The 13,998-nt window shown below is 65.0% G+C and carries 10 protein-coding genes; 6 read left to right on the top strand and 4 right to left on the bottom strand.

The window, feature by feature from the left end; translation table 11 throughout:
* The 5 genes from tmk (at nt 1) to AABA86_RS28785 (ending at nt 5,423) form a co-directional block, all read left to right on the top strand.
* A complete protein-coding gene (gene tmk, locus AABA86_RS28765) occupies nt 1-687 on the top strand; it encodes a dTMP kinase (RefSeq protein ID WP_212249419.1) in 687 nt (228 codons plus the stop codon).
* The gene (locus tag AABA86_RS28770; RefSeq protein ID WP_338309211.1) at nt 684-1,730 is read left to right on the top strand and encodes a DNA polymerase III subunit delta'; all 1,047 of its coding nucleotides are present in this window, start codon (nt 684-686) and stop codon (nt 1,728-1,730) included. Before tmk ends, AABA86_RS28770 begins: the two co-directional genes overlap by 4 nt.
* A gap of 107 nt (nt 1,731-1,837) precedes the next feature.
* Nucleotides 1,838-3,823, top strand: coding sequence for a methionine--tRNA ligase (metG, locus tag AABA86_RS28775; protein WP_338309212.1), 1,986 nt, complete (start codon nt 1,838-1,840; stop codon nt 3,821-3,823).
* Nucleotides 3,824-3,835: 12 nt separating this feature from the next.
* Complete coding sequence (locus AABA86_RS28780) at nt 3,836-4,612, top strand: TatD family hydrolase (RefSeq protein ID WP_338309213.1); 777 nt, start codon at nt 3,836-3,838, stop codon at nt 4,610-4,612.
* Nucleotides 4,613-4,625: 13 nt separating this feature from the next.
* Complete coding sequence (locus AABA86_RS28785; RefSeq protein WP_028144641.1) at nt 4,626-5,423, top strand: MBL fold metallo-hydrolase; 798 nt, start codon at nt 4,626-4,628, stop codon at nt 5,421-5,423.
* Between the two features lie 113 nt (nt 5,424-5,536).
* Here the strand turns inward: AABA86_RS28785 and AABA86_RS28790 are convergent, their stop codons facing one another.
* The 4 genes from AABA86_RS28790 to AABA86_RS28805 all read right to left on the bottom strand — a co-directional run bounded on the left by AABA86_RS28790 (nt 5,537) and on the right by AABA86_RS28805 (nt 11,508).
* Entirely contained in the window at nt 5,537-7,186 is a 1,650-nt protein-coding gene (locus AABA86_RS28790) for an acyl-CoA synthetase (protein ID WP_338309214.1), read from the bottom strand.
* A gap of 23 nt (nt 7,187-7,209) precedes the next feature.
* Entirely contained in the window at nt 7,210-9,099 is a 1,890-nt protein-coding gene (locus AABA86_RS28795; RefSeq protein ID WP_338309215.1) for a TRAP transporter large permease, read from the bottom strand.
* Between the two features lie 17 nt (nt 9,100-9,116).
* Nucleotides 9,117-10,148 carry a TRAP transporter substrate-binding protein gene (locus AABA86_RS28800; RefSeq protein WP_338309216.1) on the bottom strand — a complete coding sequence of 344 codons (1,032 nt, stop codon included), beginning with the start codon at nt 10,146-10,148 and terminating at the stop codon, nt 9,117-9,119.
* 484 nt (nt 10,149-10,632) lie between these two features.
* Complete coding sequence (locus tag AABA86_RS28805; protein ID WP_212249697.1) at nt 10,633-11,508, bottom strand: ferritin-like domain-containing protein; 876 nt, start codon at nt 11,506-11,508, stop codon at nt 10,633-10,635.
* A 250-nt stretch (nt 11,509-11,758) separates the two neighbouring features.
* Here AABA86_RS28805 and AABA86_RS28810 point away from each other — a divergent pair, with 250 nt between their 5' ends.
* Complete coding sequence (locus AABA86_RS28810) at nt 11,759-13,981, top strand: 4Fe-4S binding protein (RefSeq protein WP_338309217.1); 2,223 nt, start codon at nt 11,759-11,761, stop codon at nt 13,979-13,981.
* Nucleotides 13,982-13,998: the final 17 nt, after the last annotated feature.

The raw sequence follows: 13,998 nt of genomic DNA on the forward strand, positions 1-13,998 counted from the left end.
ATGAGTGACAGCGCGCTACAGCGGCCGTCCGGACGCGGACGCTTCATCACCTTTGAAGGCGGCGAGGGCACCGGCAAGTCGACCCAGATCAAGAAGCTTGCCGACCGTCTCAAGGCAGCAAAGCTCCGCATCCGTGTCACGCGTGAGCCGGGCGGCTCGCCGGGCGCCGAGATCATGCGTCATCTGGTGCTGTCGGGCATGGGCAAGCTGCTCGGCCCCGAGGCGGAGACGCTGCTGTTCGCCGCCGCGCGCGACGACCATGTCCGCACCGTGATCCTGCCTGCGCTCAACCAGGGCACCTGGGTGCTGTGCGACCGCTTCGCCGACTCGACGCGGGCCTATCAGGGCAGCCTCGGCCAAGTGCCTGAGGGCCTCATCAACGCGATGCAGCGGGTCACGATCGGCGATCTCAAGCCGGACCTCACCATCATCCTCGACCTGCCGGTCGAGATCGGCCTGCAGCGCGCCGCCGCGCGCCGGGGCGGCGGCACGCCCGACCGGTTCGAAGGCGAGAAGCTCGGTTTTCACCAGGGCCTGCGCGAGGCCTATCGCAAGATCGCCGCGGACGATCCCGCACGCTGCGTGCTGATCGACGCCAATTCCGACCCTGACACGGTCGCAGGCCGTGTCTGGACGGCGCTGCGCGAGCGTCTTCTTCCGACGCCGGCCTCGGTGATATCAGCATGAGCCCGCGTCAGACCGAGCGCGAAAGCGCCATTCAGCATCCGCGCGAGACGAGCCGCCTGTTCGGCCATCGCGAGGCCGAGGCGGCTCTGCTGACGGCCTATCGCAGCGGGCGAATTCCGCATGCCTGGCTGATCGGCGGGCCGCAGGGGATCGGCAAGGCGACGCTGGCCTATCGCATGGCGCGCTTCGTGCTCGCCCACGGCCAGCCGCTCGCGCCTTCCGTGCAGCGCGCCGAAGACCTCGCGATCGATCCTGATGACGCCGTGGCGCGGCAGGTGGCGGCCGGCTCGCATGGCGGCCTGCTGACGCTGGAGCGTACCGCCAACGACCGCGGCGTGATGCGCACCGTGATCACCGTGGACGAGACGCGCGAGACGATCGGCTTCTTCGGCTCGACTGCCGCGGCGGAAGGCTGGCGCGTCTGCATTGTCGACACCGTCGACGAGCTCAATCCGAACGCGGCCAACGCGCTTCTGAAGATTCTCGAGGAGCCGCCGCAGCAATCGCTGTTTCTTCTGGTGAGCCACGCGCCCTCGCGCGTGCTCGCCACGATCCAGTCGCGCTGCCGCAAGCTGCGCCTGCGATCCCTCGCTACGGACGATGTGATCGGGGCGGCGGCGTCGGCGGCCGAGCTCGATCCGAACGACCTTGCGCTGCGCGAGGCGGCGGAGGCCTCCGAAGGCAGCGTTGCGCGGGCGCTGACGCTGCTCGGCGGCGATGCGCTCAAGCTCCAGCAGCGCACGGCGGCGCTGCTCGCGCGCCTGCCGCAGGTCGATCCGCGCGAACTGCACACGCTCGGCGATTCGCTCGGTACCAGCGACCGCGTCGCGCTCGCCGCCTTCATCGACGGGATCGATCGCTGGATCGCGGAACGCCTGCATGCGGACGAGGCCTATGCCAACCAGAACCTGCCGCGCCTTGCGCGCCTAGCTGAGGTATGGGAAAAGATCGTCCGCGCCGCGCGCGACACCGAAACCTACAATCTGGAGCGAAAGCCCTTGGTTTTCTCGGTGTTCGGCTGGCTGGCGGACGCAACGCGCTGAAGCATGATCCGGAACAGTGCGAGCGGCTTTCCGAAAGATCATGCGCAAATCAATAATCGAACTCAGGTTCGTTTCCAGATTTCGAGAAGCCGGTAAAGGAATTCGTCGTGGCAACGCCAGCTAAGAAAACCGCTAAAGGCAAGGGCCGCAACAAGGCTGCGAAGAAAGCCGCAAAGAAGGCCGTGAAGGCGCGTGCGTCCAAGGCCAACGCCAAGGCGGCCAAGAAAGTCAAGAAGACCAAGAAAGCCACGGCCAAGAAGGGCGCGAAGAAGAGCGCCGTGAAGACGGCAAAGAAGGCGGTCAAGAAGGCTGCGAAGAAGCCGGTCGTCGCCAAGAAGGCTGTGAAGCAAGCCGCCAAGAAGCCAGCCAACAAATCAGCCAAGACCCCCGCCAAGTTACCTGCGAAGACGGTGGCCAAGAAGGCGAGGGTGGTCGCGCCTGTGATCGCAGCGCCGGCCCCCGCCGCCACGCCGCCGAAGCCCGCTGCAGCTCCGCAAGCCGCAGCGCCCGCAGCCGCACCAAAGGCTGCCGCGCCCGTTGCCGCCCCCGCACGCGACAACGTCTTCTACATCACGACCGCCATCGCCTATCCCAACGGCAGTCCGCATATTGGCCACGCCTATGAGGCGATCGCGACCGACGTGCTGGCGCGTTTTGCGCGGCTCGACGGCAAGGACGTGTTCTTCCTGACCGGTACCGACGAGCACGGCCAGAAAATGGTTCAGACGGCGGCCGGCGAGAACATGGCTGTCTCTGCGCTCGCGACCCGCAATGCCGGTCGCTTCAAGGAGATGGACGAGCGTCTGAACGTGTCGTTCGATCGCTTCATCCGCACCACCGAAGAGCAGCATCATCGCTCCAGCCAGGAGATCTGGCGGCGCATGGAAGCGAACGGCGATATCTATGCCGACATCTATGCAGGCTGGTATTCCGTGCGGGACGAGGCGTATTACGCCGAGGATGAGACGCGCTTGAACGATGACGGCGTCCGGCTCGGCCCGCAGGGCACGCCGGTCGAATGGGTCGAGGAGAAGAGCTATTTCTTCCGCCTGTCGGCATACCAGGACAGGCTCTTGAAGGTCTATGCGGAACATCCCGATTTCATCGGGCCGGATTCCCGCAAGAACGAGGTGGTGAGCTTCGTCAAAGGCGGCCTGCGTGATCTCTCGATTTCGCGCACCACGTTCGATTGGGGCGTCAAGGTGCCTGGCGACGAAGAGCACGTGATGTATGTCTGGGTCGACGCGCTGACCAACTACATCACCGGCGTCGGCTTCCCCGATGAGAACGACGGAAACTGGCGCTATTGGCCGGCCGATGTGCATATCATCGGCAAGGACATCATCCGTTTCCACGCGGTGTATTGGCCGGCGTTCCTGCTGTCGGCCGGCATCCCGCTGCCGAAGCGGGTCTATGCCCACGGCTTCCTGTTCAGCAGGGGCGAGAAGATGTCGAAGTCGGTCGGCAACGTCGTCGATCCCTTCAACCTTGCCGACCAGTACGGCGTCGACCAGGTGCGCTATTTCTTCCTGCGCGAGGTACCATTCGGACAGGACGGCAACTACAATCACGAGGCCATCGTGGCCCGCATCAATGCCGACCTCGCCAACGATCTCGGTAACCTCGCGCAGCGTTCGCTGTCGATGATCGCCAAGCAGCTCGGCGGCGTGCTGCCCGAGCCCGGCGAATTCAGCGACAACGACAAGGCAATTCTGGCAATGGCCGACGGCATGGTCGCCGCGTCACGCACGGCCATGGCAACGCAGCAGATCCATCACTGGCTCAACGCCGTCTGGGCCGTGGTGGCGGAGGCCAACCGCTATTTCGCGGGCGAGGCGCCGTGGGCGCTCGCCAAGACCGACCCGGCCAGGCAGAAGACGGTGCTCTACGTCACCGCCGAAGTCGTGCGCCAGATCGCGATCCTGGCCCAGCCCGCGATGCCGACCGCTTCGGGATTGCTGCTCGACAGCCTCGGCATCCCGGACGGCGAGCGCAACTTCGCCATGCTCGGCGGTGCCAGGCGCATTGCGCCCGGCTCGACCTTACCAGCGCCGACGCCGGCATTCCCGCGCTATATCGAGCCGGCAGCCTAGGACGTTTGCGCGATGCTGGTCGACAGCCACTGCCATCTGGATTTTCCGGACTTCGCGGAAGATCTCGACGGGATCGTGTCGCGAGCACGCGCGGCCGGCATCGGCCGTATGGTCACGATCTCGACGCGGGTGCGAAAGCTCGATCAGCTTCTCGCCATCGCCGAGCGCTTCGACGACGTCTATTGCTCGGTCGGCACTCATCCACATAACGCGGATGAGGAGGACGGTATCGCGCCGGACGAGCTGGTTGCGTTGACGGAGCATCCCAAAGTGGTCGCGCTCGGCGAGGCCGGGCTCGACTATTTCTACGACAACGGCTCGCCTGAGGCGCAGGCGAGGGGCTTTCGCGCCCACATCGCCGCCGCTCGCACGACCGGCCTGCCGCTGGTGATCCACACCCGCGAGGCCGACGAGGACTGCGCGCGCATCCTGGAAGAGGAGGCGGCCAAGGGGGCGTTTCGCGCCGTGCTGCATTGTTACACCGGCGGGCGCGAGCTGGCGCTGAAGGCGGTGTCGCTGGGGCTTTATGTCGGATTCACGGGCATCCTGACCTTCAAGAAGTCGGAGGCCCTGCGTGCGCTTGCGGCCGAACTGCCGGCTGACCGTATTCTGGTTGAAACAGACTCGCCCTACCTTGCGCCCGGCAAGTTTCGGGGCAAACGCAACGAGCCGGCTTATGTGGCCGAGGTCGCAAAGGTGCTGGCCGAGACGCGCGGTGTGTCGTTTGACGAGATCTCGCGCCAGACCAGCGAGAACTTCTTCCGTCTGTTCTCGAAGGTGAAAGCTTGAGACTGGGAGCCGCATGACGCTGACGCTGACGATCCTGGGCTGCGGCTCCTCCGCCGGCGTGCCGCGCCCGGCACTGGGCTGGGGCGCCTGCGATCCCAACAATCCCAAGAACCGCCGCCGCCGCTGCTCGCTGCTGGTGGAACGGACCTCCGAGCACGGCACCACGCGCATCCTGATCGACACCTCGCCGGATTTGCGCGAGCAATTGCTCTCGACCAATGTCGATCACATCGACGCGGTGTTCCTGACGCATGAGCATGCCGACCAGACTCACGGCATGGACGATTTGCGTTCGGTCGTGATGCACATGCGCCGGCGGATCCCGACCTATTTCAACCAATCGACGGCCAAGGACATCCTGTCGCGGTTCTCCTATTGCTTCATCTCGCCGGAGGGCAGCGACTATCCGCCGATCCTGACCCGGCATTCGATCGAAGCGGGCGAAAGCCAGACCGTTCTGGGGAAGGGCGGCGCCGTGACGATGACGGCCTTCCTGGTGCAGCACGGCAACATTCCCGCGCTCGGCTACCGCATCGGGGATGCGGCCTACACGCCCGACCTCAACGACATCCCGCGCGAGAGCTGGGGTGCGCTGGAAAATCTGGACCTCTGGATCGTCGACGGCCTGCGCTACACCAACCATGTCAGCCATTTCAGCATCAACGACGCGCTGTCCTGGATCGAACGGTTCAAGCCGAAGCGCGCGGTCATCACCAACATGACAGCCGACGTTGATTACGAAGTCATCCGGCAATCGCTGCCCGCGGGCGTGGTGCCTGCTTTTGACGGGCTGCGGCTGGAGACGCACTGAGCGCACCGGCCTGGCGCGATACGGCCTCGCCGGCAATGGAGCGGGAGCCTCAACGCTGCCGAGACTTCTCGGCGCCGCCGGCGTCGATCCGCATTTTGAAATGGGAATTCAGCTCAGTCCGTAATCGCCTTCGCCGATCCCGCTTCGTTGCGCAGCAGGAATTTCTGGATCTTGCCCGTGGACGTTTTCGGGATGGGCCCGAACACGACGGACTTCGGCGTCTTGAAGCCCGACATGTGGCTGCGGCAGAACGCGATGATGTCGGCTTCGCTCGCGCTGGCGCCGTCCTTCAACTCGACGAAGGCGCAGGGCACTTCGCCCCATTTCGGATCGGGCTTTGCCACCACGGCGGCGAACAGCACGGCCGGATGCTTGTAGAGGATGTCCTCGACCTCGACGGAGGAGATGTTCTCACCGCCGGAAATGATGATGTCCTTGGAGCGGTCCTTGATGATGACGTAGCCGTGCTCGTCGAGGACGCCGAGATCGCCGGTGTGAAACCAGCCGCCCTCGAAGGCTTCCCTGGTCGCCTTCTCGTTCTTGAGATAGCCCTTCATCACGATGTTGCCGCGGAACATGACCTCGCCGATGGTCTCGCCGTCGCGCGGCACTTGCCTCATGGTCTGGGGATCGATGACAGTGACGCCTTCCTCGAGCGGGTAGGGCACGCCCTGCCGGCGCTTCATGCGCGCGCGTTCGGCAGGCGGAAGCTCGTCCCAGCCGGGCTGCTCGGCGCAGACGGAGGCGGGGCCGTAGACCTCGGTCAGGCCGTAGACGTGGGTCAGCTTGATGCCGATGTTTTCGGCGCCTTCGAGCACCGCGACCGGCGGCGCTGCGCCCGCGATCAGGCCGACGACGCGGCGCGCGGCGTTGCCTTTGGGCGCATCGGGGGCGTTGATCAGCGTGTTGTAGACGATCGGCGCGCCGCACATGTGGGTGACGCCGCGGCTCTTGATCAGCTCGAAGATTTTCGTCGGCTCGACCTTGCGCAGGCAGACATTGATGCCGGCGGCCGCCGCGATGGTCCAGGGGAAGCACCAGCCATTGCAATGGAGCATCGGCAGCGTCCAGAGATAGACCGGATGCTGGCCGAGATTGCCGGCAAGGATGTTGCTGACGGCGTTCAGATACGCGCCGCGATGATGGGTGACGACGCCTTTGGGATTTCCGGTCGTGCCCGACGTGTAGCTCAGCGCAATGGCGTCCCACTCGTCCTGCGGCAGGATCGCCGTGAAAGCGGGATCGCCTTCCGCAACCGCCGCCTCATATTCGATCTCGCCGATGCGCTGTCCGCCCTTGAAGGCGTCGTCGTCGACGTCGAGGACGAATGGTTTCGGGCCGGTCATCTGCGCGAGCGCGTCGCGAATGACGCCCGAAAACTCGGGATCGACCAGGATGATTTTCGCGCCGCCATGATCGAGCTGAAACGCGATCGAGGGCGCATCGAGGCGGATGTTCAGCGCGTTGAGCACGGCGCCGGTCATGGGCACGGCGAAATGCGCTTCATTCATCGCCGGGATGTTCGGCAGCATCGCTGCCACGGTATCGCCGACGCCGATGCCCTTGCGCGCGAGCCAGGACGCAAAACGCTTGCAGCGCTCATGGGTCTGCGCCCAGGTGAAGCTGCGTCCCTCATAGACCGTGCTGACATGATCGGGATAGACGGCGGCGCTGCGCGCGAGGAAGCTGAGCGGGCTCAGCGGCACGTAGTTGGCGGGGGTCCTGTCGAGGCCGATATTGTACTGGTTCTGCCGCTCACTCATCGACACCCTCCTTAAGCCGCGCCTCAAAGGAATCCGATCGAGATCCAGGGGAAGATCGCGACGATGATCAATCCCACCAGCAGCGCCAGCAGATAGCCCCAGATCGGCCGGATACCCTCGGCCGGATCGACGCGCCCGATGGCGCAGGCCGCATAATAGCCGACGCCGAAGGGCGGGGCGAATAGTCCGATACCCATGGCGAGAATGATCACCATCGCGTAGTGCACCTCGTGCACGCCGACGGCCCGGGCGATCGGAAACAGCAGCGGGCCGAACAGCACGATCGCCGGGATGCCCTCCAGCACGCTGCCGAGGATGGTGAAGGCCAGGATCGATACGGCGATGAAGGTCGCCGCTCCCCCGGGCAATCCGGTCATGGCCGCCGCCAGCGAGCGCGAGAAGCCCGATTGGGTCAAGCCCCAGGCCATGCCGGTCGCCGTGCCGATGATCAGCAGGATGGCGCCCGACAGCGCCGCGGTCTCGACCAGCATCGGAAACAGCCGCGACCAGTCGAACCGGCGGTAGACGAGGAGGCCGACCAGGGCGCCATAGACGATGCCGATGGTGGAGACCTCGGTCGCGGTCGCGATGCCCTCGACCACGGCGTAGCGGATCACGAAGGGCAGCGCGAGCGCGGGCAGGGCGATGACGAAGGTCTTGCCGATCTCGCCGCCCGTGGCGCGTCGGACATGGCTCATGTCCTCGTGGCGGTAGCGCCACCACACCAGCATGCAGAGCGTGATCGCGAGCACGACGCCGGGCAGGAGGCCGCCGGTGAACAGGGCGGCGATCGAGACGCCCGTCACCGAGCCGATCGTGATCAGCACGAGGCTCGGCGGAATGGTTTCGGTCTGCGCTCCGGTCGCTGCCAGAAGCGCGACGAGGTCGCCGGGCTTGGCGCCGCGCTGCTTCATCTCCGGAAACAGCACGGGCGCGACGGCCGCCATGTCCGCGGCCTTGGCGCCCGATATGCCCGAGACCAGGTACATCGCGCCGACCAGCACGTAATGCAGGCCGCCGCGGACATGGCCGAGCAGGCTCGCCAGGAACGCCACCATGGCCCGCGCCATGCCGGTCATCTCGATCAGGAGCCCCAGGAATACGAACAGCGGCACCGAGAGCAGGATGAGGTGGCTCATGCCCTCGTCCATCCGCCCGACCAGCACCATGACCGGCGTCCGCGTCGTCAGCGCGAGATAGCCGTAGATCGCAAGGCCAAACCCGAAGGCAATGGGAACGCCGGCGAAGACGCAGAAGCCGGCGACGCCGACGAAGAAGATGACGAGGTTGAGATTGCCGAGCGGCCGCAGCAATGGCTCCGCCAGCCAGAACAGGCCGACCAGGACGGCGACCGAGAGCACGGCGGCTGCGACGATCCGGTAATCGGCCGCGCGCAGCAGCCGCAGCAAGGCAAACGCCGCCATCAGGCTGATGCCGGCCGGCAGCGCGGCGGCGCGCCACATATTGGAGATCTGGAGCGCCGGCGTGGTGATGTAGCTCTCTTCATAGGCGTAGTCGCAGGACGGCCAGACGATCAGGACCAGGAACGCCAGCGCCGCGCAGGTGGCGACCAGATCGAGATAGGCCCGCATGGCAGGTTTCGCGCTGGCGACGACCGCGGTCATGCGCATGTGCTCGGAGCGGCGGAACGCAACCGCCGCTCCCAGCATGGCGAGCCACAAGAACAGGATCGAGGCGAGCTCGTCCGACCAGATCAGCGGCCGGTGCAGGCCGTAGCGCGCGACCACGCCGGCGAACAGGATCACGATCTCGGCGACGACCAGGATCGCCGCCGGGATTTCGACGACGAGACCGAGCAGGCGCTCGACCGAAGCCAGCACGGAAGATCGGCGAGGGGACTGAAACGCCGCCTCGCCCACCACTCCGGTCACATCGACCCCGACATGAGCCATGATGGCTCCAACGCGCGTTACGACAGCTTGCCGACGGCCTTTTCCAGGAGATCCCAGGCCTGGTCGCCATACTTGCCCTTCCACTCGGCATAGAAGCCGGCAGTCCGCAGCTTGTCGCGGAACGGCGCCACCGTGGGCTGATTGAAGATCAGGCCCTTGGCCGCGAGCTCCTGCTGCAGATTGGCATTGAGCTTGGCGGTGTCCTCACGCTCCTTGACCGCGGCGGCATTGATGTTCTTGGCGACGACGGTGCGCACGTCCTGCGGCAGCTTTTCCCAGGCTCTGCGGTTGGCCAGGAACCAGAAGCCGTCCCACATGTGGTTGGTCAGCGAACAGTATTTCTGTACCTCGTAGAGCTTGGCGGTCGAGATGATCGCCAGCGGGTTCTCCTGGCCTTCGACAATCTTGGTCTGGAGCGCCGAATAGACCTCGCTGAAATTGATCGAGGCGGGCGCCGCGTCGAACGCCTTGAACATCGAGGTCCACAGCGGCGATACCGGCACGCGGATCTTGAAGCCCTTGAGATCGTCGGGACCGGTGACGGGCTTGCTCGACGAGGTGGTCTGGCGGAAGCCGTTGTCCCAGATCTTGTCCATGACCTCGAGGCCGGCCTTCTTGATCTCGCCGCGGACATGGGCGCCGAGGTCGCCGTCCATGGCCTTCCAGACCGTGTCGTAGTCCGGGAACGCGAAGCCGATGCCGTTGATGGACGCCGCCGGCACCAGGGTCGACAGGATCAGGCCCGACAGTGTGAAGAACTCGACCCCGCCGGAGCGGATCTGGCTCAGCATGTCGGTGTCGGAACCGAGCTGGTTGTTCGGGAAGATCTGGAGGTCGAACTTGCCGTTGGTCTCGGTCTTGATCGCCGCTGCCATCTCCTTGGCGCGGACGTTCAGCGGATGGGTGTCCGGCAGGTTATTGGCGTACTTGTACGTGAACTCGGCGCTCTCTGCGCGGGCCACATGGGGCGCACCGATGCCGCCCAGGACCGCGGTCGCGGCGGAGGCCTTGAGAAGCGTGCGTCGGGAAAAGCGCGTCGAAAAGACCATGGGTCTGCTTCCTCGGAAGGTTTGTTGTTGTTCTGAGACGCAAACCTATACGGACGGAAGGCCTGAAGGTCATCTGCGATCTCGCGAGGCCTCGCTTATTGCAGCCGGACAAGGTCCCGGCAATATCGGCTTTCGGTCAGATGGGCTGGATTCAAAATCTGAAAAAGCAACCCCATGCACAGTAGCCGTCGAGAACCGGGGCAACGTCGAAGCCCGGATCGAAAATCGCGCCAGGGCGAAGGTGTGGTGACAGGAATTCCGTCTAAATAACTGATCTGATTGTACATAAAGATATTCCATAATATACCTTATGCGAATTACGGATTGGGCTATGGCCGCACGCGGCCTGCCAGTCAGATCGCCTGAGCTGAGCGCCTATCGCCGTACCTGTGCGTCTGTTCCGTGGCCGAAGGACCTGCGGCCACTGCCCCGGCCGGGCGGCCATGCGGCTCTGAAGTGCGGTAGCATTGTTGCCGTAAGCGCGTCACTCCGCCGCAAGCGATCGCAGCCAGGCCAGTCTCGAGATCGCGCGCTCGGCCAGGTGCTGCATGCTTTCGAGGTGGGCTGCGTCGCTCGACCGCTCGGCGCCGTCGAGGTAGCCGTCGACCAGGGCTTCCGCGATCTCCAGTGGATCCTTTCGTTCCATGGAGGCCGGAAAGCTGCCGAGGCCCGCGGCGGCGTCGGCCATCGCGATCGTCTGTTGGCGCATGTCCCGTGTCCGGACCGCGGCCGGCCCGCTCAGGCGCTGTTCGATATCGCCGAGTTGAGCAATCAGGCGAAGCTCGAGCCGCCGCGCATCGATTTGCGGCGGCCGAGGTGTCGATGCGTCGGCGCTGCTCCGTTCGTGCTCGTGATGATAGGCGCGGCGCCTCTCCTTCCGCAGGGTCGCGACATGGCCGAGCTCTTCCCTGGCCATCGCCTCGGATGCTCTCTTGATGTCAGGATCCTTGGAATAGGCGGCGAGATAGGACCAGAATGCGAAGGCCCGCTCCTCGTTGCGGACCGCCATGGCGAGCGCGCGGTACGGTGTCATCAGCCGCGATGTCTTGACTTCGGCGGCAGCTTCCGGGGCAAGCGCTTCCGGCGCTTCCCAACGCACCAAAGCGGGATCCGGGCTCTTGCCGCGGCGCGATTGCGACCACTGTGTGACGCTGTCCACGTGCTCGCGCTCGGCGGCGGCAAGTCGCGTGAATACCTCGGCGAGATCAGCCTTGCCCTGCCCGCGCATGTCTTGCGCGAGTGATTCGTACCTGTTGGCGGCTTCCTGCTCCATTGCATGCGCTAGCGCAAAGAGCTCGTCGAGAGACTCCAATACACCCGCGGGCTCAGCACTGAGCAATGATGTGCGTAGGAATGGCATACCGAGGACTCCACATGCAGATTTCTGAACCGGTTCCGCGCACGCACAAATCTCAAGAGCGGGGTTGACAGAGTCAGTCGCGCGCGATGAGTGTTGCACGTCAGCGGCGACAAATCATCGAAGAAGATATCAAGGCACGCGCGCCTCTGTCCGTCGCGCAAATCGCATTTGAATCGATATGTTGAAGCGACCGGATGACGAAACCGCCTTCGCAAGGCGTGCAGCGCTAGCGCTCGCAGGCTTGCTGCTGATGTGTCTGACTTATATTTCGCCCGCGTGCGCCGCCGGCGACTTACCGACATACCTGCCGAAGATTACGCCTGCCGAATTTTTCCCGAATGCGGACCGTTTTGGCCCGCCGCAAGGCGATCCGCCCATCGTACCAGTGTACCGCGGCGACCAGCTCCAGGGATTTGTCTTCCTCAACTCCGATTTCGCGAATTCCGTCGGGTACTCGGGCAAACCGATTCACTTGCTGGCCGGGATCGACCCGAAGGGCGTGATCACCGGCATCAAGCTCGTCGATCACAAGGAGCCGATCGTGCTGGTCGGCATTCCCGAGCCCCGCATCGTCGCCGCCATGAATGCCCTGATCGGCAAGGACATGAAGCCGGTCGCAAGTGGTGCCGAGAAGCCGCCGCAGGTCGACATCGTGAGCGGCGCGACCGTCACCGTGCTGGTGATGGGCGACAGTATCGTCCGTGCGGCGTCCAAGCTCATCCGGAGCGGGCGCGTCGGCGGCGGCGACGGTGCGGCGGCTTCGGCAGCCCTGCCCCCTGTCGTCAAGACGCTCGATCTCGCGCGCAGTGACGTGCGCGACTGGGAGAGCCTCGTCGGCGATGGCTCGGTGCGCCGGCTTCATCTCGGCATCGGCGACATCAACGACGCCTTTGCGAAGTCCGGCAGCGCCGCCGCGGGCCAGTATCCCGAACCGGGTGAGGCGAGCGATACCTTTATCGAGCTCTACGTGGCGCTCGTGACCGCGCCCACGATCGGCCGCAGCCTGCTCGGCGAGGACGGCTATCAGCGGCTGAAGGACAGCCTGAAGCCGGGGCAGCAGGCCATCGTCGTCGCCGGCAACGGCCCCTACTCCTTCAAGGGGTCGGCCTATGTCCGCGGCGGCATCTTCGATCGCATCGAAATCCTGCAGGACGGCAACAGCACCCGCTTCCGCGACCGCAACCACACCCGTCTTGGCGCACTGGACGCTGCTGGCGCGCCCGAGTTCAGGGAAATCGGCCTGTTCGTCACCCCGCCTGAATTCACGCTGGATCCGACGCAGCCGTGGCAGCTTCAGCTGCTGGTGCAGCGCAGCCTCGGCGGCCGCGACAAGGCGTTCCTGACTTTCGATCTCGGCTACGCCCTGCCCGACAGCTACATACGCCGCGAGCAGCGTGCGGTGACGGTACCGGAGAGCGCGGCGCCTCCAGCCTCGCAGGCCACCGCTGCCGCCGCCCCGCCCCCGGAGGCGGACGAGCCGCTCTGGATGCGGATCTGGCGGTCGAGCACGGTCTCGATTGGTTTCACCGCGGTCATGCTGGCCGCCCTCACCGGCATCTTCTTCTTCCAGAATCTGCTCGTGCGCCGCCCGGTGTTCTACACCTGGGTGCGGCGGGGGTATCTCGCCCTCGTTCTGGTCTGGCTCGGCTGGTACGCAAACGCGCAGCTCTCCGTCGTCAACGTCGTCACCTTTACCAATGCGCTGGTGACGGGTTTTCGCTGGGAGTTCTTCCTCGCCGCTCCGCTGATCTTCATTCTGTGGGCTGCAACGGCCGGCGGGCTTCTGTTCTGGGGGCGCGGCCCGTTCTGCGGCTGGCTGTGTCCCTTCGGCGCGCTGCAGGAGCTCACCAACACGGCCGCGAAATGGCTGAAGGTGCCGCAGATAACGGTGCCGTGGGGGCTGCACGAACGGCTATGGCCGATCAAGTACATCATCTTCCTCGGTCTGTTCGGGCTGTCGCTCTATTCGGTCGACATGGCCGAGCGGTTCGCCGAGGTCGAACCGTTCAAGACCGCGATCATCCTGAAGTTTTCGCGAAGCTGGCCGTTCGTGGCCTACGCAGTCGCCCTTCTCGTCATCGGCCTCTTCATCGAACGCTTCTTCTGCCGCTACCTCTGCCCGCTCGGCGCCGCGCTCGCGATCCCCGGCCGCATCCGAACCTTCGAATGGCTCCGCCGTTGGGAAGAATGCGGGTCACCCTGCCAACGCTGCGCCAAGGAATGCCCGGTGCAGTCGATCCATCCCGAGGGTCATATCAACGTCAATGAGTGCATCTACTGCATGCATTGTCAGGAGCTCTATTACGACGATCACCGCTGCCCGCACATGATCCAGGTGCGGCTCAAGCGCGAGAAATTCGCGGCGATGTCCTCGCCCGCGATGCGCTCAGGCGGCAAGGGTCCCGCGACCGTCATCACCGCCGGCGGCAAGCCTGTCGCGGCGTCACCCGTCGCAACTCCACCACCAAACTGAACCGAAAGCCGAGGAGG

This window comes from Bradyrhizobium sp. TM233, assembly GCF_036247965.1.
Taxonomy (GTDB): domain Bacteria; phylum Pseudomonadota; class Alphaproteobacteria; order Rhizobiales; family Xanthobacteraceae; genus Bradyrhizobium; species Bradyrhizobium ottawaense.